The 24,684-nt window shown below is 68.6% G+C and carries 20 protein-coding genes; 7 read left to right on the top strand and 13 right to left on the bottom strand.

Annotated features, from left to right (window positions below):
- The first annotated feature begins 60 nt into the window (after positions 1-60).
- Together A5758_RS02560 and A5758_RS02555 are read left to right on the top strand one after the other, a co-directional pair.
- Positions 61-882 carry a class I SAM-dependent methyltransferase gene (locus A5758_RS02560; RefSeq protein ID WP_067735915.1) on the top strand — a complete coding sequence of 274 codons (822 nt, stop codon included), beginning with the start codon at positions 61-63 and terminating at the stop codon, positions 880-882.
- A gap of 11 nt (positions 883-893) precedes the next feature.
- Entirely contained in the window at positions 894-1,937 is a 1,044-nt protein-coding gene (locus A5758_RS02555; RefSeq protein WP_197503707.1) for a glycosyltransferase family 4 protein, read from the top strand.
- Positions 1,938-1,942: 5 nt separating this feature from the next.
- Here the strand turns inward: A5758_RS02555 and A5758_RS02550 are convergent, their stop codons facing one another.
- The 8 genes from A5758_RS02550 to A5758_RS02515 all read right to left on the bottom strand — a co-directional run bounded on the left by A5758_RS02550 (position 1,943) and on the right by A5758_RS02515 (position 14,067).
- Positions 1,943-3,646: an FAD-dependent oxidoreductase gene (locus A5758_RS02550; protein ID WP_067735909.1), complete on the bottom strand. Its 1,704-nt coding sequence runs from the start codon at positions 3,644-3,646 to the stop codon at positions 1,943-1,945.
- Positions 3,643-4,569 (bottom strand): aldo/keto reductase, encoded by a 927-nt coding sequence (locus A5758_RS02545; RefSeq protein WP_067736171.1) that lies wholly within the window; start codon positions 4,567-4,569, stop codon positions 3,643-3,645. Before A5758_RS02545 ends, A5758_RS02550 begins: the two co-directional genes overlap by 4 nt.
- A gap of 16 nt (positions 4,570-4,585) precedes the next feature.
- Positions 4,586-5,599 (bottom strand): glycosyltransferase family 4 protein, encoded by a 1,014-nt coding sequence (locus A5758_RS02540; protein ID WP_067735906.1) that lies wholly within the window; start codon positions 5,597-5,599, stop codon positions 4,586-4,588.
- The gene (locus A5758_RS02535; RefSeq protein WP_067735902.1) at positions 5,596-7,074 is read right to left on the bottom strand and encodes an O-antigen ligase family protein; all 1,479 of its coding nucleotides are present in this window, start codon (positions 7,072-7,074) and stop codon (positions 5,596-5,598) included. Before A5758_RS02535 ends, A5758_RS02540 begins: the two co-directional genes overlap by 4 nt.
- Positions 7,071-8,528 (bottom strand): polysaccharide biosynthesis tyrosine autokinase, encoded by a 1,458-nt coding sequence (locus A5758_RS02530; protein ID WP_067735900.1) that lies wholly within the window; start codon positions 8,526-8,528, stop codon positions 7,071-7,073. The genes A5758_RS02535 and A5758_RS02530 overlap by 4 nt, the downstream gene beginning before the upstream one ends.
- Positions 8,529-8,693: 165 nt before the next feature.
- Positions 8,694-10,370, bottom strand: coding sequence for a hypothetical protein (locus A5758_RS02525; protein WP_067735898.1), 1,677 nt, complete (start codon positions 10,368-10,370; stop codon positions 8,694-8,696).
- A 10-nt stretch (positions 10,371-10,380) separates the two neighbouring features.
- Positions 10,381-12,243: a bifunctional diguanylate cyclase/phosphodiesterase gene (locus tag A5758_RS02520; protein WP_067736168.1), complete on the bottom strand. Its 1,863-nt coding sequence runs from the start codon at positions 12,241-12,243 to the stop codon at positions 10,381-10,383.
- Positions 12,244-12,447: 204 nt separating this feature from the next.
- Positions 12,448-14,067 carry a hypothetical protein gene (locus A5758_RS02515; RefSeq protein WP_231987207.1) on the bottom strand — a complete coding sequence of 540 codons (1,620 nt, stop codon included), beginning with the start codon at positions 14,065-14,067 and terminating at the stop codon, positions 12,448-12,450.
- A 312-nt stretch (positions 14,068-14,379) separates the two neighbouring features.
- Between A5758_RS02515 and A5758_RS02510 the strand changes: the two genes are divergently transcribed.
- Genes A5758_RS02510 through A5758_RS02500 form a run of 3 tightly spaced genes read left to right on the top strand, consistent with a single transcriptional unit; the run spans position 14,380 to position 17,751 of the window.
- Positions 14,380-15,561 (top strand): NAD(P)/FAD-dependent oxidoreductase, encoded by a 1,182-nt coding sequence (locus A5758_RS02510; protein WP_067735895.1) that lies wholly within the window; start codon positions 14,380-14,382, stop codon positions 15,559-15,561.
- Positions 15,558-16,469 (top strand): RNA polymerase sigma-70 factor, encoded by a 912-nt coding sequence (locus tag A5758_RS02505; protein ID WP_067200341.1) that lies wholly within the window; start codon positions 15,558-15,560, stop codon positions 16,467-16,469. The genes A5758_RS02510 and A5758_RS02505 overlap by 4 nt, the downstream gene beginning before the upstream one ends.
- 28 nt (positions 16,470-16,497) lie before the next feature.
- Positions 16,498-17,751 carry an aminodeoxychorismate synthase component I gene (locus A5758_RS02500; protein WP_067735892.1) on the top strand — a complete coding sequence of 418 codons (1,254 nt, stop codon included), beginning with the start codon at positions 16,498-16,500 and terminating at the stop codon, positions 17,749-17,751.
- Between the two features lie 3 nt (positions 17,752-17,754).
- Here A5758_RS02500 and rsmI read toward each other — a convergent pair whose 3' ends face one another.
- Complete coding sequence (gene rsmI, locus A5758_RS02495; RefSeq protein ID WP_067735889.1) at positions 17,755-18,591, bottom strand: 16S rRNA (cytidine(1402)-2'-O)-methyltransferase; 837 nt, start codon at positions 18,589-18,591, stop codon at positions 17,755-17,757.
- Positions 18,592-18,616: 25 nt separating this feature from the next.
- Between rsmI and A5758_RS02490 the strand changes: the two genes are divergently transcribed.
- Positions 18,617-20,197: a dolichyl-phosphate-mannose--protein mannosyltransferase gene (locus A5758_RS02490; RefSeq protein WP_067735886.1), complete on the top strand. Its 1,581-nt coding sequence runs from the start codon at positions 18,617-18,619 to the stop codon at positions 20,195-20,197.
- A gap of 22 nt (positions 20,198-20,219) precedes the next feature.
- On the opposite strand, the gene arcA is transcribed toward A5758_RS02490, so the two are convergent.
- The gene (arcA, locus tag A5758_RS02485; protein WP_067735883.1) at positions 20,220-21,431 is read right to left on the bottom strand and encodes an arginine deiminase; all 1,212 of its coding nucleotides are present in this window, start codon (positions 21,429-21,431) and stop codon (positions 20,220-20,222) included.
- Between the two features lie 69 nt (positions 21,432-21,500).
- On the opposite strand from arcA, the gene A5758_RS02480 reads away from it, so the two are divergent.
- A complete protein-coding gene (locus tag A5758_RS02480; protein ID WP_197503689.1) occupies positions 21,501-22,106 on the top strand; it encodes an alpha-ketoglutarate-dependent dioxygenase AlkB in 606 nt (201 codons plus the stop codon).
- 109 nt (positions 22,107-22,215) lie between these two features.
- Here the strand turns inward: A5758_RS02480 and A5758_RS02475 are convergent, their stop codons facing one another.
- The 3 genes from A5758_RS02475 to A5758_RS02465 are packed head-to-tail and all read right to left on the bottom strand — an operon-like array spanning position 22,216 to position 24,648.
- Positions 22,216-22,875, bottom strand: a complete 660-nt coding sequence (locus A5758_RS02475; RefSeq protein WP_369816363.1) for a DUF5642 family protein — start codon at positions 22,873-22,875, stop codon at positions 22,216-22,218.
- 19 nt (positions 22,876-22,894) lie between these two features.
- On the bottom strand, positions 22,895-23,587 hold the full coding sequence (locus A5758_RS02470) for a DUF5642 family protein (protein WP_067735874.1): 693 nt from the start codon (positions 23,585-23,587) through the stop codon (positions 22,895-22,897).
- Positions 23,588-23,613: 26 nt separating this feature from the next.
- Positions 23,614-24,648: a GNAT family N-acetyltransferase gene (locus A5758_RS02465; RefSeq protein WP_067735871.1), complete on the bottom strand. Its 1,035-nt coding sequence runs from the start codon at positions 24,646-24,648 to the stop codon at positions 23,614-23,616.
- Positions 24,649-24,684: the final 36 nt, after the last annotated feature.

The raw sequence follows: 24,684 nt of genomic DNA, 5'->3' as shown, positions 1-24,684 counted from the left end.
TTCTCCATTGTCCCGGTGTTTGCTCAAGGCGCGGGTCATGCTCGGGAGGGTTTGATAGGCATGTTCTGCCGCATCTGCAATTCGAGCACCAGTCTGGCGTTCACTCACCAGATCCTCGCCAAATACGACTGCAAGTACTACCTCTGCGACAACTGCGGCGGTCTGCAGACCGAAGAGCCGCATTGGCTGGACGAGGCCTATGCCAGCCCCATCGCGGCGGCGGACACCACCATGCTGTGGCGCAATCAGTATCTTGCACGGGCGATGTCGGTGCTGCTGTACTTCTTCTTCGATCGCCGCGGCCGGTTTCTCGACGCGGCCGGGGGCTACGGTGTTTTCACCCGCCTGATGCGGGACATCGGCTTCGACTATTACTGGACCGACAAGCACTCCCCCAACCTGACCGCGCAAGGCTTCGAGGCGGACGCGGGTCCGGGCCCGCCGTACACGGTGGTCACCGCCTTCGAGGTGATGGAGCATCTCGCCGACCCGGTCGGATTCGTTGCCGAATTGCTGGAGACCACGGGCACCGACTCCATCGTGTTTACGACCGAACTCTTCGACGGCCGGCCCCCGCCGCCGGAGGAATGGATGTACTACGCCTTTGCCACCGGCCAGCACATCACCTTCTATCAGAGATCGACGTTGGCGTTCATCGGAAAGCAATTAGGCATGCAGTTCCACACCTCCAAAACGCGGTGGTGGCAGCTCGGGGGCATGGGGCTGCACATTTGGACCCGGGCGGAAATCAATCCGCTGGCCTGGCGGCTGCTGGCCTCGCCCCGCATCACCGGCCTCCTCGAGGGCCTGCCGCGACGCGCACTTCAGACCCGGATGTGGACCGACGCCGACGTCTTCCTGAAGGCCGACAACGAGCAATGAAATCGCCCCGGGTGCTTTGGCTTTCGCCCTGGACACGGCCGGCGGTGCGGGTGCAGGCCGAGGGGCTGCTGCGGCGCGGAGCCGACGTGTTGCTGGTGACCTCCGACCGGCACCCCGAGTCGGACGCCGCCCGTGAGTACGAGCTGGTGCTCGATCCGCGGTTCAAAAGCGCCGCGACTTGGGTCCCGACCTTCAAGGCGTGGCGCCGGATCCGTGAGTTTCGACCCGACGTCGTGATCGCCGAGATCGTCCGCGATCCCCGCTGGATCGCGTTGGCCGGGCAGGTTCCCCGCATCCAGGTGGTGCACGACGACCGGCCGCACGACCCCGACGAACGGGTCCCGTCCTACGAACGCGCGGTGTTCGACCGGTGGGGCGCCCGCTCGGCGGCCACCATCACCTACAGCCAGTACGTCGCGGCAGCCGTCGCGGCGCGCCGCGACGTCGCGGGCACCCCCGTGTATGTCGTGCCGCTCGCCAGTGATATTGACCCGCAACGCGTTCCACCATTCGTGGGCCCCGAGGGACGCCGGGATTTCGTCATGTTCGGCCGGCTCAACCCGTACAAGAACGTCGACGTCGTGCTCGAGGCGTGGCAGCGCCATATCGTCGGCGGCGGCTGGCGCGGTGACAACCTGGTGCTCATCGGCGACGGGCCCCTGGACCCCGCCGCCCTGCCCAAACACACGCGCTGGCGCAACGGCAGCTACCGCTACGCCGACGTCATTCCGATCCTGGCCGCCGCGAAAGGTTCGGTCTCGCATTATCGGCGCGCGTCGCAAAGCGGCGTGCAGGTGCTCTCCATGCAGCTGGGTGTGATGCCGATCGTGTCAACGTCCGGTGGTCTGCCCGAGTACCAGCCTCCCGGCTGTCCCCCGATCGGTGTCGACGATGTCGCCGGGCTCGCCGCCGCCTTCGACCTGCTGGCCGACCCGTCGGTCGCGGCGCAGCGCGGCGCCGAGGCGGCGCGCTACTACGCGCAGCATTGCGACGTCGACATCGTCGCGGAGCGCTTTTTGGATGTCATCGCCCGGGTGCTGGCCAGTCGGCGCTGACCTGCCTACGCCGTCCTGGGATCTGAACGCTCACAGGCCATTCGAGCCTTCTTAAGGTGATCGGCGAGCCGGACACCCAACGCAATGCCCAACAGGGTCGGGTTGGCCTGGCTCGACGTCGGCAGGACAGACGTGCTCGCCACGTACAGCCCGCGCACGCCGTGAACCTGCAAATCTGGGTCGACGACGCCGCCATCGGGAGTGTGCGACATGCGCGTCGTTCCGGCCTGGTGGTAGCCGGCGTGCCCGGCCAAGAACACGCGCACCGCGCCCTCGACGTCGTCGGTCAGCCACTCCACGCGCCCGGCGCCGTGGCGGCGGAGGTGTTCATCGATCGCGGCGATGGCCCTGCGCACGCTTTGGTAGTCGTCGTCGGAGAAGTGGATATGAGTGCGGATCCTGCGCATGCCGAGGGCGTCGCGGTCGTCGGCAAGCTCGACGCGGCTCTCCCAATGCGGAAGATGCTCGCCGTGGTAGTGCAGCAGATATCGATTGTCCGCGCTCTTCACGAAAAAGCCCGGCGCCTTGCGGCCCCTGCGGACGAAGCGGGCATAGGAGAACGTGATCGCAAACCGGATCGACGGGAACAGGTCCCGCACGATGTTGCGCAGGTGCGCGAGGATCCGCGGCGGACCGTCGGTTTGGGTGTGCTTCGCACGGATGGCCTCCGCGAGCAGGAAGCGGCCGATCGGGGAGATCAGGGTGAGATAGACGCCGGAAAGGATGCCGCTTCCATGCCCCGGGTCGCTGATCGGCGGATTGACCAGCCACACGGCGGCATTCGGCAACCCGGCGTCGCGCTGCAGACCCGGATCGAGGGTGAAGCGCCGGCGCACGTACACCCCGTCGCCGTCCCGCTCGTAGGCGTAGCTGACCTGATCGGTGGTGAATTGCACGCGCGCGACCCGGCCTTCGACGTGCGACATGTACCAGCGCCCGAGGTGGCCGCCCGCGTTTCCCAGACCCGCCGGGTGATGGCGGTCCGAGGCGAGCAGCAGGCGGGTCGCCTCCAAACCACCGGTCGCGATGACGTAATCCGCGGCGACCACGCTCCCCTCCCGGCCGTCGAGCGTCTTGACCACGAGGTGGTCAACGGAGTCACCGGCGGGTGCCGTCACGATCTCGGTGCAGGTAAGGCCGGTCCACACGGTCAGGGCGGACGCATCGTGCAGCGCCGCCCGGTACTCGCGGCCGAAACGCGTTGGTAGTGCCCAGCGCTCGAGATCGGTTGTGCGCACGTCGCCGTCGGGCAGCCCGGCGATCAGTTCCCGCTGCGCAAGCTCCGGAATCTCCCGCGCGTTGAATGCCGCCCGACCACACGCCGCCCAATCACAGGCACGCTGCAGGTAGGGCTCGACGTCGTCGTATCGGATCGGCCAGGGCGCCTGCGCGGTGAGCGGGCGGTCCTCGAAGTCGATGGGGTCGAACTTGACGCAGCGGCCACCCCAGAGCGCCGTGGTCCCGCCAACCTGCCGACGGATCATGAGCTCACTGCGCGCATGGAGATCGTCGTCCTGCCGGGAATCCAGTGCCGACAACTCCTGGGCCGCTTCGTCTTTGCCTTCCAGCCCGCTCTCGATCAACGCCACCTGGACACCGGATCGCGCGAGTTCCAGCGCCGTCGCAATGCCGATCGCACCGGCCCCGACGACCACAACGTCGGTCCGGATCGTCATGTTCGGGGCGAACTCCCGGGGGCCACGGATCACGCGGCAGCACCCCCACGCACCTCCGCCACCAGAGCGAGGAACCGCTCCAGGGTCTCCGGTTCCGGCGGCGCCGAGACCGCACCGGCCGCTTCGGCGACCCGGAGGGGGTCGGTGGTGCTGTAAAGGATTGCGCGGCAACCCGTTGCGACGGCCGAGGAGCCGAGGATCAGCTTGGACAGCGCCCCGGGAGCGAGCGGATCGAGCTGGAGGGTCTGGCGCCAGCGTCGCGCCAACTCCGCGTCGGCCCGCAACGCGTTCGAGAGTGCCGCGTACGAACGTTGCAACACGCCGAATGCGAGATCCGCTGGGCGCGGCGGCGGATGGAACAGGTCGGCGCGCACCTGGCTCACCCCTTCCGGCGCGAAGGACGCGGCGAAGTCCGTGTCGAGCCCCTCGTCCTGTGAGACACCCCAGGCGCGTATCTTGCCCTGCTGGCGGGCACGTTCAAAGAATTCGCGAAGTTCACCGCGGGCCACGGTGTCCCCCGGCCGTGGGCCGTGAACGAACAGGATGTCCACGTAATCGATGCCCAGCGCCACGAGACTCTCGTCGAGGCTGCGGGCCGCGGTGACCGCGTCGTACACGCGGGCGGTTTCGGGTGTCGCCTGCTGCCGCTTGACGGCGCGCCGCAGCGCCGGCGCCTTGCGCAGCAGTGCCCGCGCCGGAGCCTGAAACCGGCCGAGGCGCCTCGCCATCCCCCCGACGTCGATGCCGAATTTGGTTGCGACGGTGACGGTGTCGCGCGGGACCGTCCGCAGGAACGCCCCCAGTTCCGCCTCCGCCCTGCCCAGGCCATACATCCGTGCGGTGTCGAAGTGCGTGATGCCGCTGTGCACCGCGGCGCCCAGCACGGCCATCCGTTCCCGGCGGGACGGCGACTGCATCAGACCGCCGCATCCGAAGCCCACAGCGCTCACTCTCAGCTGCGACCCCTCGAGCTCAACTTGCTCTAACACCGCAGCCCTCGTAAATCCGGCGCAGCTCCGCGTCGATGATCCGCGGGCTCCGTGTCGCCGCGATGTGTTCCTGACCGCGACGCCCGTCACGCTCGGCCAGCTCCGGGTCACGCAGGTACCGGCCGATCGCCGCCGCCAACGCGGACGCGTCACCGGCGGGGACGAGCATGCCCGCGTCCGAGGCGATCTCCGGCGTGCCACCGACCGGAGTCGCCACGAACGGCCGCCCGCCGGCGAGGGCCTCGGTCAGGATCATCGGCATTGCCTCGGAGAACGACGGCAGCGTCACCACGCGGACCGACCGGAGTAGCTCGCGGACCCGGTCCGGATGTACCGGGGGCTCGACGCTGAGACGCTCGGTTGGCGGCGGCGTGTAGTCGTCGACGACACCGACTATGCGGCAACGCCCTTCGATGCCCTCGGCCAGCAGCAGCCGCCAGGCCGAGACCAGCGTGTCGACGCCCTTGCGGCGACCAATGGTGCCGGCGAAAAGCACGACGGGCGGTGTCGAGCCGGCCCCGGGCGCGTCTCGATCGATGACGACCGGGTTGGCCACGATCGACACCGGCACCGCGGGCGCAACCCATCTCGCGGCGGCACGCGCTTCCTCCGACAAGACGATGAGATGGTCCGCCTTCCTCAGCGTCGAGCCCACGAAATGGGGGTGCGACCGGGAGAATTGCGGAAAGTCGGAGCCGTGGATGGTCACGACGACCCGGAAGCCACGCGCCCGCGCGAGGCGGATCAGCGGCCCTTCGCGCAGCCAGGCGCCGCCGTTCGACATATGGAAGTGCACGACGCCCCCGCGCGGCGCCCGGGCCAGCGCGGCCCCCGCGCGCGCGGTGAGCCACAGATTCTTGGCGTGGTGGCGCCCGTTCCACGTCGACAGGACGCGAATTTCGTCGGCACCGATCCTGTTGTCGCGGATGACTCGTATCACGGACTGCGTGCCGCCGAAGCTGTACATGTCGGGCCCGACGTGAGTGACCGCAATCATTTTCCGCCGGCAGCGGCCAGCGCCGGCGCCGCGTCGGCGTCCGCCTGGTCCGCTTCGGAGTTCCTGTGCCGTAGACCGGCGAATCCCATGGCCGTTCCGAGGGCCAGCCCCAAAGCCAGTGCGTCCATGGGCATTTCGGGCAATGGCCAGACCGCGGATATCGCGAGCAGACCGGCGCAGACCGCCGCGCTGATCTTCGCCGGCATCGTCGCGCAGCGCAGCGCCCGGACAATCGGTGTCAACGCGATCCAGGCGAACGCCGCCATGCCCACGGCCCCGGCCTTGGCCAGCCACCATTGGTAGAAGAGGTGGGAGTAGGTGGGGCCCAGCGTCCAGGCGAAGGCCTTCGGATCGTTGCCGGACGGCAACTGGTAGGCGTAACCCAGGCCGTGGCCGAACACCGGCGCCTGGGCGATCGCGGCGTTGAGCCGCGCGACTTCCCGCAGCCGGTCCAGTGTCGATTCGTCGGTGGCGAGCGCACTGGCCGAAACCCCGCCGAACACCCGCTGATTGAACGCGGTGAACTGGTCGCTGAGCCACGACCCCGCCTCCGACTGCTGCAGCAGGAACAGCGACGCCGGCAATATCAGCGCGGCCACACCCGCGCTGACAGCGGCCACGGCGGCCGTACGCCGCAGGGCCCGCCAGCCGAAGTTGGCGAAGAAGGCGACGGTCGCGCCCACCGCCACGGCGATCAGCGTGTTCCGCGAGAAGGCCAGCAGCGAAATGATCAGCGCCGGCGGGCCGAAGGCCAGGAACGTCATCGGCCGGACGCGACCGATAATCGACGCGGCGACCAGCGCGGTGAGCGCTGCGGTGGCCGGCGTCTGGGTGGATAGGACGATGCGGAGGGCTTGACCTGCGCCCGTCGCGCCCTCCAGGCTTTCGGCCCGGCCGGCCAGCCGGATGGCATGCAACGAACTGAAGATCGCCATCGCCGCCGAGAACCACAGCGTCACGACCATCACGCGCATGCAGAACTTCAGGTAGCCGCCGTACACGATCAACAGCGCCAGCACGAACCCGATGACCATCTCGATCAAAGTCGTCGATTCGTGTAGCACCATCGTGGCGTCATGCCCCATCTGAAACCCGACCACAGTGAAATACACGACCGTCAGCACGAACATCCCCGGCAGCAGGAAATCCTTGAACCGCGGTCTGACGATCGGGAGGAGATAGCCGGTCGCCAGCACCGCGGCTACCTGGTACGCGTAGATCGCCACCGGCCCAATCACTTTGCCGATGTGCAATCCCTCCGGCAGCGCCGCGAACGCCAGAAACAGCGTCACCCCCGCCAGCCCCTCGCGCTTCACCCAGTAGACAACCAGGCAGAACGTTGCGGCGATGAGCAACACTCCCTCGGTGGTTCGGCGCACCGCGAGCACGCCAAAGACGAAGCAGCCGAACAGGAATACCGTCAGCAGGACACCGTCTACTGCCAGGCGGGGGCGACCGGGCAGGTAGGGAATCACGCCGGCCCGCCGACCTTCGCCCGATAGGTCTTGGCCGCGGCCCTGATGTGCAGGGACGGCCGGGCGTCGGTCAGCACGGTGCCGACCACCTGTGCACCGGCCGAGCGCAAGGCGGTCAGCGCGTCGTTGAGCTCGTCCACGGTGGTCCGGCGCGCCCGCACCACGAGGACCGTGGCCGACACGGCGCCCGCCAGCAGGCCGCTGTCCGGCGTCGCCAGCACCGGCGGCCCGTCGACCACGATCCGGTCGAAGCTTGACGACAAGTCCAGCATCACCCTGTCGATCACCTCCGGCAGAAACGCGCTGCAGGGCGGGGTCTCGCGGCGGGCGGACCGGGACGCGAGGATGAACAGCTTGGCGATCGGCGTCGGCTTCACGGCTTCCGCGGCGATCTCGGGGCTGGCCAGCGCGTTGGCCAGCCCCTCCCCCGACTCGACCCGCAGCAGACCGGCGATCACGTGCCGGCGAGTATCGCCCTCGACGAGCAGGACGTCCTCGCCGACCTCGGCGAGGGCCAGCGACAGGTTCAGTGCCGTGGTCGTGGTCCCCTCCCCACCGAACGGCGCCGCCACCAGCACTCGGCGGGCGTCGGGGCCGATCGCCCTGAGCAGCCGGGCGCGCAAGCCCCGCACGGCGTCGTCGAGGGCGGAGTCGACGCCGAACCGCGGGGTGTTCCCGCGCCTGCCGGGCAGCTCGGCCAAAGTCGGCAGGCCCGAAAGCTGTTCCAGCTTCTCCCGGGATCGCACAGTGCGATCGCTGGCCTCGCGGGCCACCGCCACCGCGATGGCCAGCAGGATTCCGGCGACAAATCCCATCGCCATGTTGCGCACCGGCACCGGCGTCACGGGGTGATCGGGCACGCGCGGCGCTTCCACCACCCGCGCCCTCGCCACCGGCATGGGCTTGGCCGCCGGTTGGCCGGGCGTTTCCGACGGTGGGGCCGCGGGTGGATTCGGCTCGCCGACGTCGGGCCGCGAACCGGGCGTCACCGGCACGGGCCGGCCGTTCGGACCCGTGGTCGCGCCGAGCGTCGGCACCAGCGCGGCGAACTGATCGGCCATCGCTCCCGCCAGGGCCGCGGCGCGGTTCGGGTCGGTGTCCTTGACGGTGATCGTGAAAAGCTGGGACTTGGCGGTGTATTTCACCTGAGTTTGGGTCACCAGGGCGTCCGCACTGATCGGGGCTTGCAGCTGGTTGACCGCGCGCTCCGCCACCGTCCGGCCGCCCGCGATCTGCGCGTAGGACGACAACCGTTCCTGCGCGGTCAGCGTGCCGTTGTACAACTCGGTGAGGTCGGTGGCACCGGGAAAGGAAATGAGGATGGTGGCCGTCGACTGGTAGTGCTTCGTCTGCAATGCCGTGACCGCCGCAGCGCCGATTGTGCACGCCAGCAATGCCCCCAAGGCGAGTTTCCAATGCGTGAGGAGGGTCCGGACAAAGGTGCGGAAATCCATCCACTAACCTCTCTGGGGCGACGCCACGCCAATAGCGTCGAATTGATTTGCCTTACACCCGCCGCGCAAAGCCCAGTGCACATTATGCAGCACTCGCCACGCAGCATCGTCCTAATCGCAACCCGTTCTCGCCCCCCGCTTGGAAGCATTTGCTGGCGCCCACGATCATTGGCGCGGGGCGGAAGTCAGCGCCTCGCGCGGGATGTCGAGGGTCGCGAGCGGATACCCCCCGGATTCATCGCGTCCGGAGCGGGCCAGCCGCATGGGTGGATAGTTCACCACATGCGACGCGTCCGGCTTGTGCTGTTGCCAATCCACGGATGCGCGCAGCGTGTAGTGCCCAGGCGCCAACCCCGCCAGGTCGACGGTCACCGATTCGGTGAACGACGCCGGGACAGGTTGATTACCCGAGTTCTCCCCTGAGGGGACCAGTTTGTGCAGGGCCACGGCTGTCGGCAGCGTGCGGACCACCGCGCCGGAGAAATCCACCAGCCGGTAGCTGGGCACCCATTTCTCCACCGCCCCGGCGCTGCCGTAGTTGGTCCAAACCACCGATATGGTCGCCACGCGATCGCGAAACGATTCCGATCCCGGCCGCGCTTCCACGGAGTAGCGATAGCCGGCCGACACGTTGGCTTGTGCCCACAGCAGGTACAACGCCGGGTCCATCGGGGTGTTCGAATCCACGGCCGGGAAGTTGAAACTCGACGTCATCGACACGTGGTACTTCACGACGTCGCGCAGGCCCTTCTCGTAGTACGACCGCGCAGTCGTCCCGTCGGGCAGCTGGCACCATTCGGTGATCACCAATGCCGAGGCCAACCGGTCTTTCAGCTGGCCGACGACCGGATCTTTCGTGTGCACGTAGTACGAGCCATCCGACTCCGCCCACACGGGCAACGGCGCGTACACGCCGAGGCAATCCGAGCGGATGCCCACCGGCGCGGACACCTTCTTGGTGACATCGTCGGCGAGCAGCTCGCGAACGATCTCGGGATTCAGGGCGGTGGTCACTAATCGCGTATGGGGGAACGCGTTCACGTTCGCAGCGACGAGCTGTCCGATGGCCGCTTTGGTGATGCTCTGATCACGAAACTGGCTGTAGTAACCGAGCTTTGCGATGCTCTCTTCCGGAGAGGGACCCGGTGCCCCCAGCGTGTCGCGCAGATAGGCGATGTGATTCTCGCTGAAGTCCCCGTAGCCGGAGAACTCGAAAACGCTGAGCCGCTCGTCGCCGTCATAGCGGCGACCGAGCGCGGCGAGCAGCTGCCCGAAGGCGTTCAGGTACGCGGGGTCATTCCAGTTCGGCACCACGTGCGCCACCCCGGGTGTCCACCAGTATCGTTGCGGCCCCGTGTAGCTGGTGGACGCGGAGCGCATCCAGTCCGGGATGGCGATGTTCGTGTTGTTCGCATAGGTGGCGTCGCAACAGGAGTTGTAGGCGAACACGCGAAGCGTGAGCCGCATGTTCCTGCTCGCGAGCTTCGCCAGCGCGTCGTCGATCACGCTGAAGTCGAACTTGCGATCGTCGGGCGCGTCGGCGGGCAGCGTGTTCGGGTCGGTGGGCTGCAGCTGCCGCCACGAAACGCGCAAGCTGCCGTCGTACGAGGCCGGCCACGCCGGATACCGCTGCTGCGCGGAATTGCCTTGCGGGAAAAGCGGCATCATCAGGTCTTCGTACTGCCCGCGCAGCGGATTCGCTACCTCCTGCACGCTGAGCGGGATGGCGGGACTGATCACGGCGGACAGCGGATCGGGGGCGCTGTGGCCACCGCATCCGCTCAGCACGAGCGCCGAGCACGCGACGATCACCGCCGTCCACTTCCTCAGTTTTCGGACCATCGGTGCGATGCTAGATGGCGCTCGTCGGCAACGCCTTGAGGTCGGCCAAAAACGGCATCGGCAGCCACCGCGCGGCCAGCAGCGCTTCCATCTCGTCGCCGGGGACGGGGCGCGACAGCAAAAAACCCTGCGCCCGGCGACACCCGTGCTGCATCAAAATCATTGCCGCGTCCGGTGTTTCAACTCCCTCGGCCACCACTTCCAGGCCGAACGCCTCGGCCAGCCCGATGATCGCGCGAACGATCGCCAGATCACCGGCGTTGTTGCCCAGATCCCGCACGAATCCGGTGTCGATCTTGAGCATGTCGACCGGCAGGGATTTCAGATGCGACAACACCGCATAACCGGTGCCGAAGTCGTCGATGGCCAGCTGGACCCCGACTTCCTTGAGCTCCGCCAGGGTTTTTCGAGTGGTATCGATGTCGTGGACCACGGCGCGTTCGGTGATTTCCAGGCACACCGAGCCGGCTCCGATGCCGAACTCGTCTATGGTGTCGGCGACGCCGCGCACGAAGCCGCGGCTGATGAGCTGGATGGGCGACACGTTGACCCGCATGACGGCCTCCCGGCCGACACCGTTGGCCTGCCAGCGACTGAACTCGGCGCATGCGTTGCGCAGCACCCAGCGGCCCAACTCCATCGCCAGGTTGGTCGATTCGGCGATCCCGATGAACGAATCCGGCAGCAGCAGCCCCCAAATCGGGTGCCGCCACCGCACCAGCGCCTCCGCGCCCACGATGGCGCCCGTCGACAGGTCGACCTCCGGCAGGTAGTGCAGCAGCAACGCCTCGCTGCCGATGTCGCCCTGCAGATGCAGCTCGATGTCGTTGCGGAACGCGCGTTTGAGGGACATGTCATCGGTGGACACCGCAATCTGGTTACCGCCACCGCGTTTCGCCGTCAGCACGGCCTCGTCGGCCCGGCGGAGCAGGTCGGTGCAGTTGTCCAGCCCCGGAACACCCACCGCGAGCCCGATGCTGACCGTCCGGCTGATCACGTGGCCGCCGATGGCCAGGCGCTCGCACAGCATCGCCGAGAGGCGACGGGCGAACGACTCGGCGGCTTCCGGCGCCATCGGCTGGTCGGGCACGACGACGAACTCGTCCCCGCCCAGCCGGGCGATCGTGCTGTTGGGAGCGCAGATCCGGATGCGTTGCGCGAAGACCCGGATGAACCAGTCACCGGCGGTGTGGCCGAGGTAGTCGTTGATCGGCTTGAGCCGGTCGAGGTCGAGGTACAGCACCGCGATGGGCCCGGGGCGTCCCGCCAACAGCCGTTCGGTCAGGTGCGCGACCAGGGCACGGCGGTTGTACAGGCCGGTCAGATCGTCGTGCTCGGCGAGATAGCGGAGCTTTTCTTCGGCCGCGATGCGCGCTTGCACCTGCGCGAACAGCGCGGCGACGGCCTCGAGCGTGTTGATCTCGTCTTGCTCCCACTTGCGGGCGCCGAACTTGACGAAGCCGAGCAAGCCGGTGGTGGTCTCACCCGAGACCAGCGGTGCGGCCGCCACCGAGGGCGAGGCGGCCACTTTGGCGCCGCCCAGCCGGCGCCGAACATAGCGTTTCGACTGCGCCGGCCGGATCACCACCGGTTTGCGGCCGTGCCCGCACTGTGCGAGGACCGACTCCGCGATGTCCAACTGGGCGAAGGCCGTCGGATCCGGATCCGCGGCGTCCGGCCGGGGTGGCCACTCGGCGACCAGCGCCGAGGCCCGGGTCTGCGGGTCGAGGTGTCGCAAGAAGCTGGCGTCCACGTCGAACTGCTCGACGAGTTGCGCGAGCACCTTTTGGCTCACCAGGGTGGCCGTGGCTGCGGTGGCTTCCATCAGCTGCGTGGCGACGGAGGTGACGACCAGGTCCAGGCTGCGCGGCACGGTCTCCTCCGATACGGGCATGCATCCCAGCCGGGCGGGGGACGGTCTCGATGCGTATCCCGTGTTTACGCGGACCCGGGCAGGTCACGATCGGTTTCAGTCAGCAAAAACGTATCACGCAATACCCGCTTCATCCGGGCTAACGAGCAACTTGTGCGGCGCTGGTAGACGGTGACAAAGGCGCTCCTTGCGGGCCGCTGCGCGTCATTGACCGGCGGTGGAGGCGTCGCTCGCGATGTCGAGCGTGGCGATCGGATACAGGCCGGAACCGTCGCGGCCGTCGCGGGCCAGCGCCATCGGCGCGTAGTTCACCACGTGCGAGGCGCCCGGCTTGTGCTGCTGCCATTCCACGGACGCGCGCAGCGTGTAGTGCCCGGGCGCCAGGCCCGTCACGTCGACGCGCACCGACTCGGTCGACGACTCGGGAACCGCCTCCTCGCGTGACTGGCTGGAGTCGTCGTGCGACAGCGTCTTGAGATTGACCGTCGCCGGAATGGAGCGGACCACCGCTCCCGAGAAATCGACCAGCTTGTAACCGGGCGCCCATTGCTCGGTGGCCGCCGCCGAGCCGTAGTTGGTCCAGACGACCGAGATGGAAGCCACCTTGTCCCGGATGGACTGCGATCCCGGCTTGGCCTCCACCGAATACCGGTAACCGGCGGAGGTGTTCGCCTTGGCCCAGAGGAGATAGAGCTTGGGGTCCATCGCCGACGTCGCATCCCGGTCGGGGAAGTCGGCGCTCGCCGTCATCGAGACGTGATACCTGACGACGTCGTGCAGGGCCTTCTCGTAGTACGACCGCGGGTCGGTCCCGTTCGGCAACCGGCACCACTGGCTGATCACCAGCGCCGAGGTGAGCCGCTGCTTGATCGTGTTGACGGCGGCGTCATTGAACCGCACGTAGTGCGAGTCGCTGGACTCGGCCCATTCCGGCAGGGGGGACTGCACCCCAAGACAATCCGCGCGGACGCCGACCGGTGCGGACAGTTTTTTGGTCACGTCGTCGGCGAACAACTCGCGGACGATCTCCGGATTCTCGGCGGTGACCACCAGTTGGGTGTGGGGGAACGCGCCGACGTTCGCCGCGACCAGTTGCCCGATGGACGCTTTGGTGATGCTCTGATCACGGAACTGGCTGTAATAGCCCAACTTCGGCATGCTCTCGTCCGGCGCCGGCCCGGGGGCACCGAGCGCGTCACGCACGTACGCGAGGCTGGTCTTGCCGAAATCACCGTATCCGGAGAACTCGAACACGCTGAGGCGCTCATCGCCGTCGTAGCGCCGCCCGAGCGCGGCGAGCAACTGCCCGAAACCGTTCAGGTAGCCGGCGTCGTTCCAATTCGGGACCACCTGTGCCACACGGGGTCCGGAACCGTTCGGCGTTGCGGGATAGCTGGTGGCCGCGGGGCGGATCCAGTCCGGAATCGCGATGTTGGTGTTGTCCGGATAGGAATCTTCGCAACAGGATTTGTAGGCGTACACGCCAAGGGTCAGCCTCATGTTTCGGCTGCCGAGTTTCGCCAGCGTGTCGTCGATCACGCTGAAGTCGAACTTGCGGTCGTCGGGAGCGTCGGCGGGCAGCGTGCGCGGGTCGACCGGCTGCAACTGCCGCCACGAAACCCGCAAGCTGGCGTCATCCGAAGCGGGCCAGGCAGCGTACCGCTGCTGCGCGGAATTGCCTTGCGGGAAAAGCGGATTCAAGCCTTCTTCGTACTGGCCGCGCAGCGGGTTTGGGATTTCCTGAGCGGTGGGCGGAATGGCCGGACTGACCATCGCGGACAGTGGGCCGGGATCGCTTTTGCCACCGCATCCGCTCAGCACCATCGCCGTGCACACGACAGCGGCCAGCGCGCTCTTCCTCGTCTTCACGCTTGCTTCTCCCAACACACACCGGTGCCCACTGAAGTGGCCCCATACTGCCTGGGTTTTCCGGTGCGTGTATCCGACGCGGGGCAGGTCACGAATTGGCGTAGCGCAGCCTAACACGCACGGCCCGGGCCGCCCCGGGTCCGACGCAGTGCGGCCCTGCCCCGGAAGCGGCTCCCGTGAGACGCGTCACAATGTGGGCGGGCCTGTCACGCTCGGCCGGCCTGCGGTGTCTCGAGGGCATCAGGCCCGTGAGAACAGGAGACAGCAATGACCGAGGTGGCCGCCCAGAAAATTCATGTCGTCGTGGTCGGAGGCGGATACGCCGGAACACTGGCCGCGAACCATCTACGTCAACGTCCGGACATCGACATCACCCTGGTGAACTCCCGCCCGGTCTTCGTGGAGCGAATCCGCCTGCATCAGTTGGTCACCGACACCGGCGCCGCGACCGCCGACTACGCCACGTTGCTGGGCGAGGGCATCCGATTGGTCGTCGACACCGTCGACCGCATCGAGGCCACCGCGCGGCGGGTCCTGCTGTCCTCGGGCGCCGAGCTCGACTACGACTACCTGATCTACGCGGTCGGCAGCACCGGCGCGACACCGGTGGCGGTGCCCGGATTCGCGGACTTCGCGTACGCCGTGGCCGACCTGGAAAGCGCGCAGCGGTTGCGCTATGCGCTCGTCGACCTGCCGCTGGCCGCGCCCGTCACGGTCGTCGGCGGCGGCCTGACCGGAATCGAAACCGCTGCCGAGCTGGCCGAACAGGGCCGCCAAGTGACCCTGGTGTGCGGCGCCGCGCTCGGGCCGTCGCTGAGCAAGCGGGGCCGGCGCTCGGTCGCCAAGCGCCTGCGCGGCTTCGGCGTCAACGTGCTGGAGTCCGCGGTGGTGACCGAGGTGCGCTGGGACGCGGTGGTGCTCGCCGACGGCGCTGTGCTGCCGAGCGCGGCGACCATCTGGACGGCCGGATTCGCCGTGCCGGACCTGGCCGCGCGCAGCGGGCTGAGCACGGACGCGGTGGGCCGGCTGCTCACCGACGAGACGCTGACCAGTGTGGACAATCCCTACGTCGTCGCGGCGGGGGACGCGGCCGCGCCGTCGGGACAGCCCCTGCGGATGAGTTGCCAGGCCGCCGGGCCGTTGGGCGCGCAAGCCGCCAACACCGTGCTCAGCCGCATCGCCGGAACCGCCCCGGCCCCGCTTAGCCAGGCGTTCGTCGGTCAGTGCATCAGCCTCGGCCGCACCTACGGCACGGTGCAGCTGTCGCGCACCGACGACACCCCGGTGAACATGGCGCTGGGCGGCCGGACGGGCGCGTCCATCAAAGAGGCCATCTGCAAGGGAACGCTATGGGCCATCCGGCGCGAGGCCGCCAAGCCCGGCTCCTACCTCTGGCTCAAGGGCGGCAAGAGGCCCGCGCAGGCACCGGCCGAGATCGCCCTGCGATGACGCGCCCACCGGCCGGCAGTGAGCACGCGGAAAGGTTCACCGTGCTGCGGCCGCTGCTGTTCACCATCGCCTACGAGATGCTGGGCTCAGCCACCGAAGCCGACGACGTGCTGCAGGACAGCTATCTGCGGTGGGCGGCGGTCGACCTGTCGACGGTGCGCGACACCAAGTCGTATCTGGCCCAGCTGGTGACCCGCCAGGCGCTCAACGCGCTGCGCGCCGACGCGCGTCGCCGCGAGGACTACGTGGGGCCGTGGCTGCCCGAGCCGCTGCTGCTCGACGAGCAGGATCCCTCCACCGATGTCGTTCTGGCGGAATCGATTTCGATGGCGATGCTGGTTCTGCTGGAGACGCTGAGCCCCGACGAGCGGGCGGTGTTCGTATTGCGCGAGGTGTTCGGCTTCGACTACGGCGAGATCGCCGAGGCGGTGGGCAAGCCGGCGCCGACGGTCCGGCAGGTGGCGCACCGGGCGCGTGAGCACGTACGGGCGCGGCGGAAGAGGTTCGACGCGACGGACCCGCAACGCAACGAGCAGATCACCGCCCAGTTCCTCGCGACGGCCGCCAGCGGCGACGTGGAGACGCTGATGACGATGCTCGCGCCCGACGCCACCTGGACGGCGGACAGCGGCGGCAAGGTGTCCGCGGCGCGCCGGCCGGTGGTAGGCGCCGATCGGGTGGCCCGGGCCATCGTCGGCCTGATCCGCAAGGCGACGGAGCTCGCGGAGTTCCGCGTCGACATGGTGACGTGCAACAGCGCGCCGGCCGTGCTGCTCTACCTCGGCGATCACCTCGAAGGGGTGATCACGCTGGAAATCGCCGACGACAAGATCACCAACTTCTACGTGACGCGCAACCCGGACAAGCTGGTGGCGCTGGCGACCGCCCGTGACGTCAGCCGCGGCTAGGTGACCGCACTTCTGTCAAGCTAGGGCGGTGCGTATCGACCGGCTCGGCGACCTTGGCGCCGCACCCCAGGTGCTGCGCGCCGTGGGCGACGCCACGGCACGCCTCGGGCTGCCGCCGCCGGCCGCGCTGACCGGCGACTGGTTCGGCGCGCTGGCGGTGATCGCCCCGAGCGTGCCGGCGCAGCCGGTCGATCCCGGCGCCGCCTTCGCGGTCCAGCTCGACTCGCAAACGGTCGACTCGCAAGCGGTGGGCGGCGGCTGGATCGGCTACCTCTCCTATCCCGATCCCGGCGCCGAGGGCGGGCCGAACCGGATCCCCGAAGCCGCGGGCGGTTGGACCGACTGCGTCCTGCGCCGCGACCGGGACGGGCGGTGGTGGTACGAAAGCCTGTCCGGCGCGCCGATGCCGGACTGGCTGGCGGCCGCGCTGGCGACGGCGCCGCCACCGGGGCGCGACTGCCGGATCGACTGGGGGCCCGCCGATCGGGCGGCTCACCGCGACGGGGTGCTGAACTGCCTGGAGGCCATCCGCGCCGGCGAGGTCTACCAGGCGTGCGTGTGCACGCACTTCACCGGTACGGTCTCGGGCGCCCCGCTGGACTTCTTCGCCGACGGCATCGCCCGCACCTCCCCGGCGCGGGCGGCGTATCTCGCCGGGCCGTGGGGCGCGGTGGCGTCGCTGTCCCCGGAGCTCTTCCTGCGGCGGCGCGGCACGCTCGTGACGTCCAGCCCGATCAAAGGCACCCTGCCCCTGGACGCCTGGCCGTCGGCGCTGCGGGCGTCGGCGAAAGAGGTGGCCGAAAACATCATGATCGTGGACCTGGTGCGCAACGACCTCGGCCGGGTGGCGCTCGTCGGCACCGTGACCGTGCCCGAGTTGTTGGTGGTCCGGCGCGCCCCCGGCGTGTGGCACCTGGTGTCCACCGTGTCGGCGCGGGTTCCCGTCGAACTGCCGACGTCGGCGCTGCTCGACGCCGCCTTCCCGCCGGCCTCGGTCACCGGGACACCCAAACACCGGGCCCGCCAACTGCTCTCGCAATGGGAACCGCATCGTCGCGGAATATATTGCGGCACAATCGGTTTGGCATCCCCCGTGGCCGGGTGCGAGCTGAACGTCGCCATCCGTACGGTCGAGTTCGACCCCGCGGGTGGCGCCGTGCTCGGCGTCGGCGGGGGAATCACCGCCGACTCCGATCCCGACGCCGAATGGGCCGAATGCCTGCACAAGGCGTCCCCCATTGTCGGGCAGCCGCGCATCGCCGCCGCGTTCTCGGCCGGCTGACCCTCACGCGCGGCGCGACTGCAGGACCGCGTCGTAGAGCTGGCGCGAGCGCACGCCCGGATTCGCGTCGGCCACCTCACCGCAGGCGTCCTTGACGCGCGCGCCGTCGGCGACCAGCTCCTCCACCTGTGCCACCAGCGACGGCAGGTCGGCGCGTGGGGTGGCGCCGGCCAGCACGACGGTGATCTCGCCAAGCACCCCGTCGTCCGCCCACGCCGCCAGCTCGTCGAGCGATCCGCGCACCACCTCCTCGTGCACCTTGGTCAGTTCCCGGCAGATCGCCGCGCGACGGTCACCGCCGAGTCGGTCGACGGCGTCGCGCAGACACGCGGCCAACCGGCGCGGCGATTCGAAGAACACGCACGTGCGCCGCTCGTCGGCCAACGAGTCCAGCCAGGTCCGCCGCGCGGCCTTCTTGCGCGGGGTGAAGCCCTCGAAACAGAACTTCTCCGCCGGCAGGCCGGACAGGGCGAGCGCGGTCATCACCGCCGACGGGCCGGGGAGACAGGTCAGCGGAAGGTCGGCCTCCACGCACGCCGCAACCAGCCGGAAGCCGGGGTCGCTGATCAGCGGCATCCCGGCATCGCTGACCACCAGCACCGTCGCGCCCGCCTTGAGGGCGGCGATCAGCGAGTCCACCCGGGCCGCCTCGACCCGATCGAACAGGCTGATCACCCGGCCGGAAATGACGACGTCCAGCGCTTTCGCCAGCGTGCGCACCCGGCGGGTGTCCTCGGCCGCCACCACGTCCGCGCCGGCGAGGGCGGCGATCAGGCGGGGCGAGGCGTCCGACGGCTGGCCCAACGGGGTCGCGCCCAGCAACAGGCGGCCAGTGGTCATGACGGACAGCCTACGATCGACACCGATGTCCGCCCCGCCCCGCGAAGCGTCCTTGAACGTAGAAGATGCCGGCCCGGAGCGTGTCGTGCCCGTCGTCAGCCCGGGTCCGATGGTTCCGGTGGCCGACTTCGGGCCCACCGATCAAATCCGCGGCTGGGTCGTCACGGGCGTGATCGCCGTACTGGCGGCGATCACCCGATTCCTCAATCTGGGTTCGCCGACCGATGCCGGCACACCCGTCTTCGACGAGAAGCATTACGCGCCGCAGGCCTGGCAGGCGCTGCACAACCACGGGGTGGAGGACAACCCCGGGTTCGGCTTGGTGGTCCATCCGCCGGTCGGCAAGCAGCTGATCGCGATCGGCGAGGCGATCTTCGGGTACAACGGCGTCGGCTGGCGGTTCACCGGCGCCCTGCTCGGTGTGGTGCTGGTGGTTTTGGTGATGCGGACCGTCCGGCGGATCAGCCGCTCAACGCTGGTCGGCGCCATCGCCGGCGTGCTGGTGATCTGCGACGGTGTCAGCTTCGTTGCCGCGCGGACCGCGCTGCTCGACGGCATCCTCACCTTCTTCGTGGTCGCGGCGTTCGGCGCGCTGATCGTCGACCGGGATCAGGTGCGTCAGCGCATGCACGTCGCGCTGCTTGAGGGGCGCGCCGCCGAGACGGTGTGGGGCCCGCGGCTGGGGGTGCGCTGGTGGCGCTTCCTGGCGGGCGTCCTGCTCGGGTTGGCTTGCGGGACAAAGTGGTCCGGGCTGTATTTCGTGGTGTTCTTCGGCGCGATGTCGTTGGCGTTCGACGTGGCGGCGCGGCGCCAGTACCAGGTGCCCAACCCGTGGCGGGGCGTTTTGCGGCGTGACCTGATCCCCACCGCGTACGCGCTCGCGCTCGTCCCGTTCGCGGTGTACCTGGCCAGTTACGCGCCGTGGTTCGCGTCCGAGACGGCGATCGATCGGCACGAGGTGGGCCAGTCGATCGGCCCCCACTCGGTGGTGCCGCTGCCCGACGCCATCCGCTCGCTATGGCACTACACCGTCAAGGCTTTCGATTTTCATAAAAGCCTGACGAACGCCGCCGGGAACTACCACCCGTGGGAGTCCAAGCCGTGGAGCTGGCCGATGTCGTTGCGGCCGGTGCTGTACGCGATCGATCAGCAGAACGTCTCCGGGTGCGGCGCGCAGTCGTGCGTCAAGGCGGAGATGCTGGTGGGCACTCCGGCCATGTGGTGGTTGGCGGTGCCTGTTCTCCTATATGCGGCCTGGCGCACCTTCGTCCGGCGCGACTGGCGTTACGCCGTTGTGCTCACCGGGTATTGCGCCGGGTGGCTGCCCTGGTTCGCCGACATCGACCGCCAGATGTACTTCTTCTACGCGGCGACGATGGCGCCGTTCCTGGTGATGGGGATCGCGCTGATTTGTGGGGACATCCTCTATCAGCCGGGCCGCGCCCGCGGGCTCAGCTCGGAACGACGCACGCTCGGGCTGATCGCCGTCTGCTGCTACGTCGCGTTGGTGGTCACCAACTTCGCCTGGCTCTTCCCGGTACTCACCGGCCTGCCGATTTCGCAGCAGACCTGGGACATGGAGATCTGGCTGCCCAGCTGGCGGTAGGGCGTGCGCGGCAATCTCGACGTTAAAGCGGGTCGCGGGCGACCGGGCAGGACATGCAGCGGGGGCCGCCGCGGCCGGTGCCCAACTCGGACCCCGCGATGGTCAGCACCTCGATGCCCGCGTCCTGCAGGCGGGCATTGGTCTGCGCGTTGCGCTCGTAGGCGACGACGACGCCTGGCGCCAACGCCAACGTGTTGTTGCCGTCGTCCCACTGTTCCCGTTCGGCGATGACGGGGTCCAAGCCCGTGTCGATGACGCGGAGCTGGTCGATCTCCATCGCCTTGGCGGCGGCCTCCAGAAACGGCGCTTCGTCGCTGATGGCAACGCCGTCCGGGGTGCGCTCGATCGTGAACGCCGAAAGCGTGTCGACGACGTTGGCGTACATCACCACGGTGTCGGTGTCGACCATCGTGCACACCGTGTCCAGGTGCATCTGCGCGCGCCGCTGGGCGATCGGCACGGCCAGCACCTTGTGTGCGAGGTCGTCGTCGAAAAGGCTGCGGGCCAACGCTTCCGCACCGGCCGGGGTGGTGCGCTCGCCCACGCCGACCGCGACCACTCCGGGGGCGAGCATTAGCACGTCACCTCCCTCGACCGGAGCGGTGCGCGACTCGTAGGCGCGCCGCACCCCGGTGAACCGTGGGTGATGGGCGTAGATGAGATCGGTCAACGACGCCTCGCGCACCCGGGCGCGCAGCGCCAGCGTGGGGATGACCACCCGGGGGCCGATCCAAATCGACGAGTCACGGGTGAACACCAGGTTGGGCAGTGGCTCGATGACGAAGTCGGCCCCGTGGTGCATGCGCAGCACCAACGACACGTCGGTGCGGATGTCCGATGGCAATTCGTTGAACGTCATGCCGGCCATCAGCACCTGGGCCAGCCTGCCCGCGTCCAGTCCCCGTAGGTACGCCGAAAGAGATTGCGCCAGCGGCACTCCGAGCCGGCGCGCGTCGACCGCGGCGGCGACGCCCTGCATCCGCGCGGCCCCGCTGTGGGTCAGCGCCTCGGCCAGCAGGTCCGACAACAGCAGCACCTGCACGCCGCGGGAACGCAGCAGCTCGGCGAACTTGTCGTGTTCGTCTTGCGCGCGGGCGACCCAGGGCAACCCGTCGAAGAGCAACTGGTCCATGTTGCGCGGATTGAGGCGACGCAGCTCGCCGCCGGGGCGGTGCAGGATGACGACCCGCAGCGTGCCCACCTCGGAATTGGTGCCCAGCTCAACCACACCCACAGTGAAAACGGTAGCCGCTCACGCCGCCGTCCCCTCTTCATCGAACGGATGTGCGATAGACTCGGCGTCGTGGAGATGGCGGTACAAGGCTCCCTGTTCCAGCACACCGAGCGCAGAGAACTCGGTGACGGCGCCTTTATCGAGATCCGCGCGGGCTGGCTCACCGATGCCGACGACCTGCTCGAAGGCCTGCTATCGGCCGTGCCCTGGCGGGAGGAACGCCGCCAGATGTATGACCGGGTGGTCGACGTGCCGCGGCTGGTCAGCTTTCACGACCTCACCGTCGACGAGCCGCCCCATCCGTTGCTGACCCGGCTGCGGCGCCGGCTCAACGACATCTACGCGGGCGAGCTCGGCGAGCCCTTCACCACGGTCGGGTTGTGCTGCTACCGCGACGGCTCCGACAGCGTCGCCTGGCACGGCGACACCATCGGTCGCAGCAGCTCCGAGGACACCATGGTCGCGATCATCAGCCTGGGTGCCACCCGTACCTTCGCCATGCGCCGGCGCGCACGTCCTGCTAAGGGCCCGTCGTTGCGGCTGCCGCAGGCGCACGGGGATCTGCTGGTGATGGGCGGATCGTGTCAACGCACCTGGGAGCACGCCGTGCCCAAGACGTCGGCATCGGTGGGCCCGCGCGTCAGCATCCAGTTCCGACCCCGCGGCGTGCGCTAGGTCAATTGCGCGATTCCTTGTTCGCGCCGTTCCGGCGCTCACCGTCATCGCGCTAGGTCCAATTGCGCGATTCCTTGTTCGCGCCGTTCCGGCGCTCACCGTCATCGCGCTAGCTGCGGACCGCCTTCACCGCGCTGACGAGCAGATCGCGGGCGCGTTGCGTGTCGACCGGGGCGACCGGCTGCCCGGGGATGACCAGCGGATTGGCGGTGACGATCACCTGGTAATCGCCGAATTGGGCGGAGTAGTCGTAGAGCTCGCCCGTGCGGGGGCCACCCGCGACCAGCGCCTGCAGGACGCGGTGCACCCCCAGCGTGTGGGTTCCGTCGATCTGCGGCGCGTCGACCACCTCGAGGCCACCCCGCAGTTGCGGACCGGAAAACGCCACCTTGGCGCAGTCCTTACCGGGGTCGTTGAAGGGCAAGGCTTTTGAGGTCTCCACGGCTATGACCACGAACCGGTTGCCCTTGCCCTCGGCAGAGATCGCGGCCATGTTGCCCTGCAGGTCCGACGGCATTTCCGGCCCCGCCGCCGCTTTCGCGCAATTGGCGGGGTCGAACGTCAGCCCGTCGGGGAGCTTGCGGCCGGACAACACCTTGGGATCGATCCCCCGTTCACCGATGTCGGTGACCTTGTAGTCGGGCCCGAAGCTCGACTTGACCTCGGAGACCTTCTTGATGTCGACCTTGGCCGAGGTGACCCCCGATGAGCAGCCGGCGAGCACACCCACCACCGCGACTGTGAACGCCAGCTTGAACACCGTGGCCAATCTACCCAAGGCCGATGCGTCAGCTGCGCAACGTGGACACCGTTTTGACGAGCAGATCGGCGGCGAACTGCGGCGGCAGTGCGGCCACCACCGAACCCGGGTCGGTGGTCAATGTGGTGAACGCGTAGAAGTTGCCCAGGTAGGCGGTGAATGTGTATGTGCGCGAATCGATCTCGGTGCCCGACTCGACGGCCGACTTGACGTCGGCCACCATCCCGACGGTTTGGGCGCCATCGATGTGCGGGGCGTCGACGAGGTGCACGCTTGCCGTGGTGCGCCCGGCGGTCATCGTCCACTGGCCACACGCTGCGACGACCTCGCCGGGCAGGTCAACCGGCACCGGCAAAGCCACCACCACCGCGTCGACGATGCCGCCGCTGCCCGAACCGGACACGCCCTGCGCCGACTGGTCGCGTCCGCTCCCGGGGTCGGCAAGGGTCCCGCACTGGGGCGGCCTCGCCTTGCTATCCGACGTGTCGGGCCCCAGGCTCCAGATCACTCCCGGGGAGGCTCCGCTGGGAATGCCCGTGGTCGCCTCGTAACCGGGCGGCAGGTCGCGAACCACCCGTTTGATGTTGGCGGGGTTGACCGCCGTCGGCGGCGGCGCCTTGGCGGGCGCCCGCGACGGTGTGGGCGCCGGAGCGTGAGCGCACGCCGCCACCAGCAGCACGATCGCGGAAGTTGTCACCGGGCCAAACCGGAACGGCCGCATGCCCGTTGATAGCACAACGAGCGGGCTCAGCCGACCACCTCGATCATCTGGCGGGCGACGTGCTCGATCTTTGCAGCCACGTCATGCCGAAACCCGTGGCCGCGCCGCTCGGGCACGTCGATGACGGTGGTGATGACGCCGACGTCTTCGCGCTGCCAGACCGCTCCGTAGTGGTCCATGATTGTGCGCATCGGCAGATTGTCGGAAAGCATTCGCGCGGAGAACTTTTCGACCCCGGCGACCCGGGCCGCGATGGACAGCGCGTTGATCAGGAACGTGCCGATCCCACGTCCCTGGTAGGCGTCGGCGACGGTGAAGGCGATCTCGGCGACGCTGCGGTCACCTTCGTCGCGCACGAATCGCGCGTCGGCCACCGGGTCCTTCCCGTCGATCACCACCCAGACGAAGTGGTCGACGTAGTCGACCTCCGAGAGGTAGTGCATCAACGCCGGTGTGGGAAGGCGCGGCGTCATGAAGCGCCGGTACAGCGTCTCGCTGGAGAATTCGATGTGTCCGTGCACGGTCCGCTCGCTGTCACCGGGCAGGACCGGTCGCAGCATCAGATGCGTTCCGTCGCGGACCCGGACCGGGATCGGCGTGATGAACGCGGCGAGACGCTGGCGCACCGTGCGCAGCAGACGCTCCATGACCCCGGGTATGTGGACCATGCGGGCGAAGGCGTCGTTGTCGCCGATCCATCCGGTCAGCGGCCCGGCGGTGGTGACCGTCGCGGTCCGCGGGATGTGGCGAAGCAGGGCGATCTCACCGATGAGCATGCCCGGGAACGCGTGTTCGACGATGACCACGGCGTCGTCGCCGACGTGGGTGATCTCGACGATGCCCGACGAGATGAGCAAAAAGGAGACCGCTTCTTCGCCCTGCTGCATCAGCACCTGGCCGGCCGTGGCGCGCAGCGGTTGCAGCGAGGCGGCCAACGGCACCAGATCGGAGGCGGGACATCCCTCGAAGATGTCCATCGTCGCCAGCTCGTCCGCTCGCGCCCCGGTCAAGGCCACTGCGATAGCCCGCCGATCCCACCGTCGCGCCGTGGGTCTGCGCATCGCGGTGACCGCTGTGCCATGACCTGCCCGCCTGCG

This window comes from Mycobacterium sp. 852014-50255_SCH5639931 (genome assembly GCF_001665605.1).
GTDB lineage: Bacteria > Actinomycetota > Actinomycetes > Mycobacteriales > Mycobacteriaceae > Mycobacterium > Mycobacterium paraffinicum.
The sequence above is the reverse complement of the archived record's forward strand: the minus strand, read 5'-3'. Positions and strand labels throughout refer to the sequence as shown.

What these genes read in the sequence shown, in the direction of transcription:
- A5758_RS02540 (WP_067735906.1), bottom strand. Translation starts at nt 5,599, where the DNA reads ATGATTGCGGTCACTCACGTCGGGCCCGACATGTACAGCTTCGGCGGC.
- A5758_RS02465 (WP_067735871.1), bottom strand. Translation starts at nt 24,648, where the DNA reads ATGCGCAGACCCACGGCGCGACGGTGGGATCGGCGGGCTATCGCAGTG.
- A5758_RS02560 (WP_067735915.1), top strand. Translation starts at nt 61, where the DNA reads ATGTTCTGCCGCATCTGCAATTCGAGCACCAGTCTGGCGTTCACTCAC.
- A5758_RS02505 (WP_067200341.1), top strand. Translation starts at nt 15,558, where the DNA reads ATGACGCGCCCACCGGCCGGCAGTGAGCACGCGGAAAGGTTCACCGTG.
- A5758_RS02510 (WP_067735895.1), top strand. Translation starts at nt 14,380, where the DNA reads ATGACCGAGGTGGCCGCCCAGAAAATTCATGTCGTCGTGGTCGGAGGC.
- A5758_RS02515 (WP_231987207.1), bottom strand. Translation starts at nt 14,067, where the DNA reads ATGGTGCTGAGCGGATGCGGTGGCAAAAGCGATCCCGGCCCACTGTCC.
- A5758_RS02525 (WP_067735898.1), bottom strand. Translation starts at nt 10,370, where the DNA reads ATGGTCCGAAAACTGAGGAAGTGGACGGCGGTGATCGTCGCGTGCTCG.
- rsmI (WP_067735889.1), bottom strand. Translation starts at nt 18,591, where the DNA reads ATGACCACTGGCCGCCTGTTGCTGGGCGCGACCCCGTTGGGCCAGCCG.
- A5758_RS02470 (WP_067735874.1), bottom strand. Translation starts at nt 23,587, where the DNA reads ATGCGGCCGTTCCGGTTTGGCCCGGTGACAACTTCCGCGATCGTGCTG.
- A5758_RS02490 (WP_067735886.1), top strand. Translation starts at nt 18,617, where the DNA reads ATGTCCGCCCCGCCCCGCGAAGCGTCCTTGAACGTAGAAGATGCCGGC.
- A5758_RS02530 (WP_067735900.1), bottom strand. Translation starts at nt 8,528, where the DNA reads ATGGATTTCCGCACCTTTGTCCGGACCCTCCTCACGCATTGGAAACTC.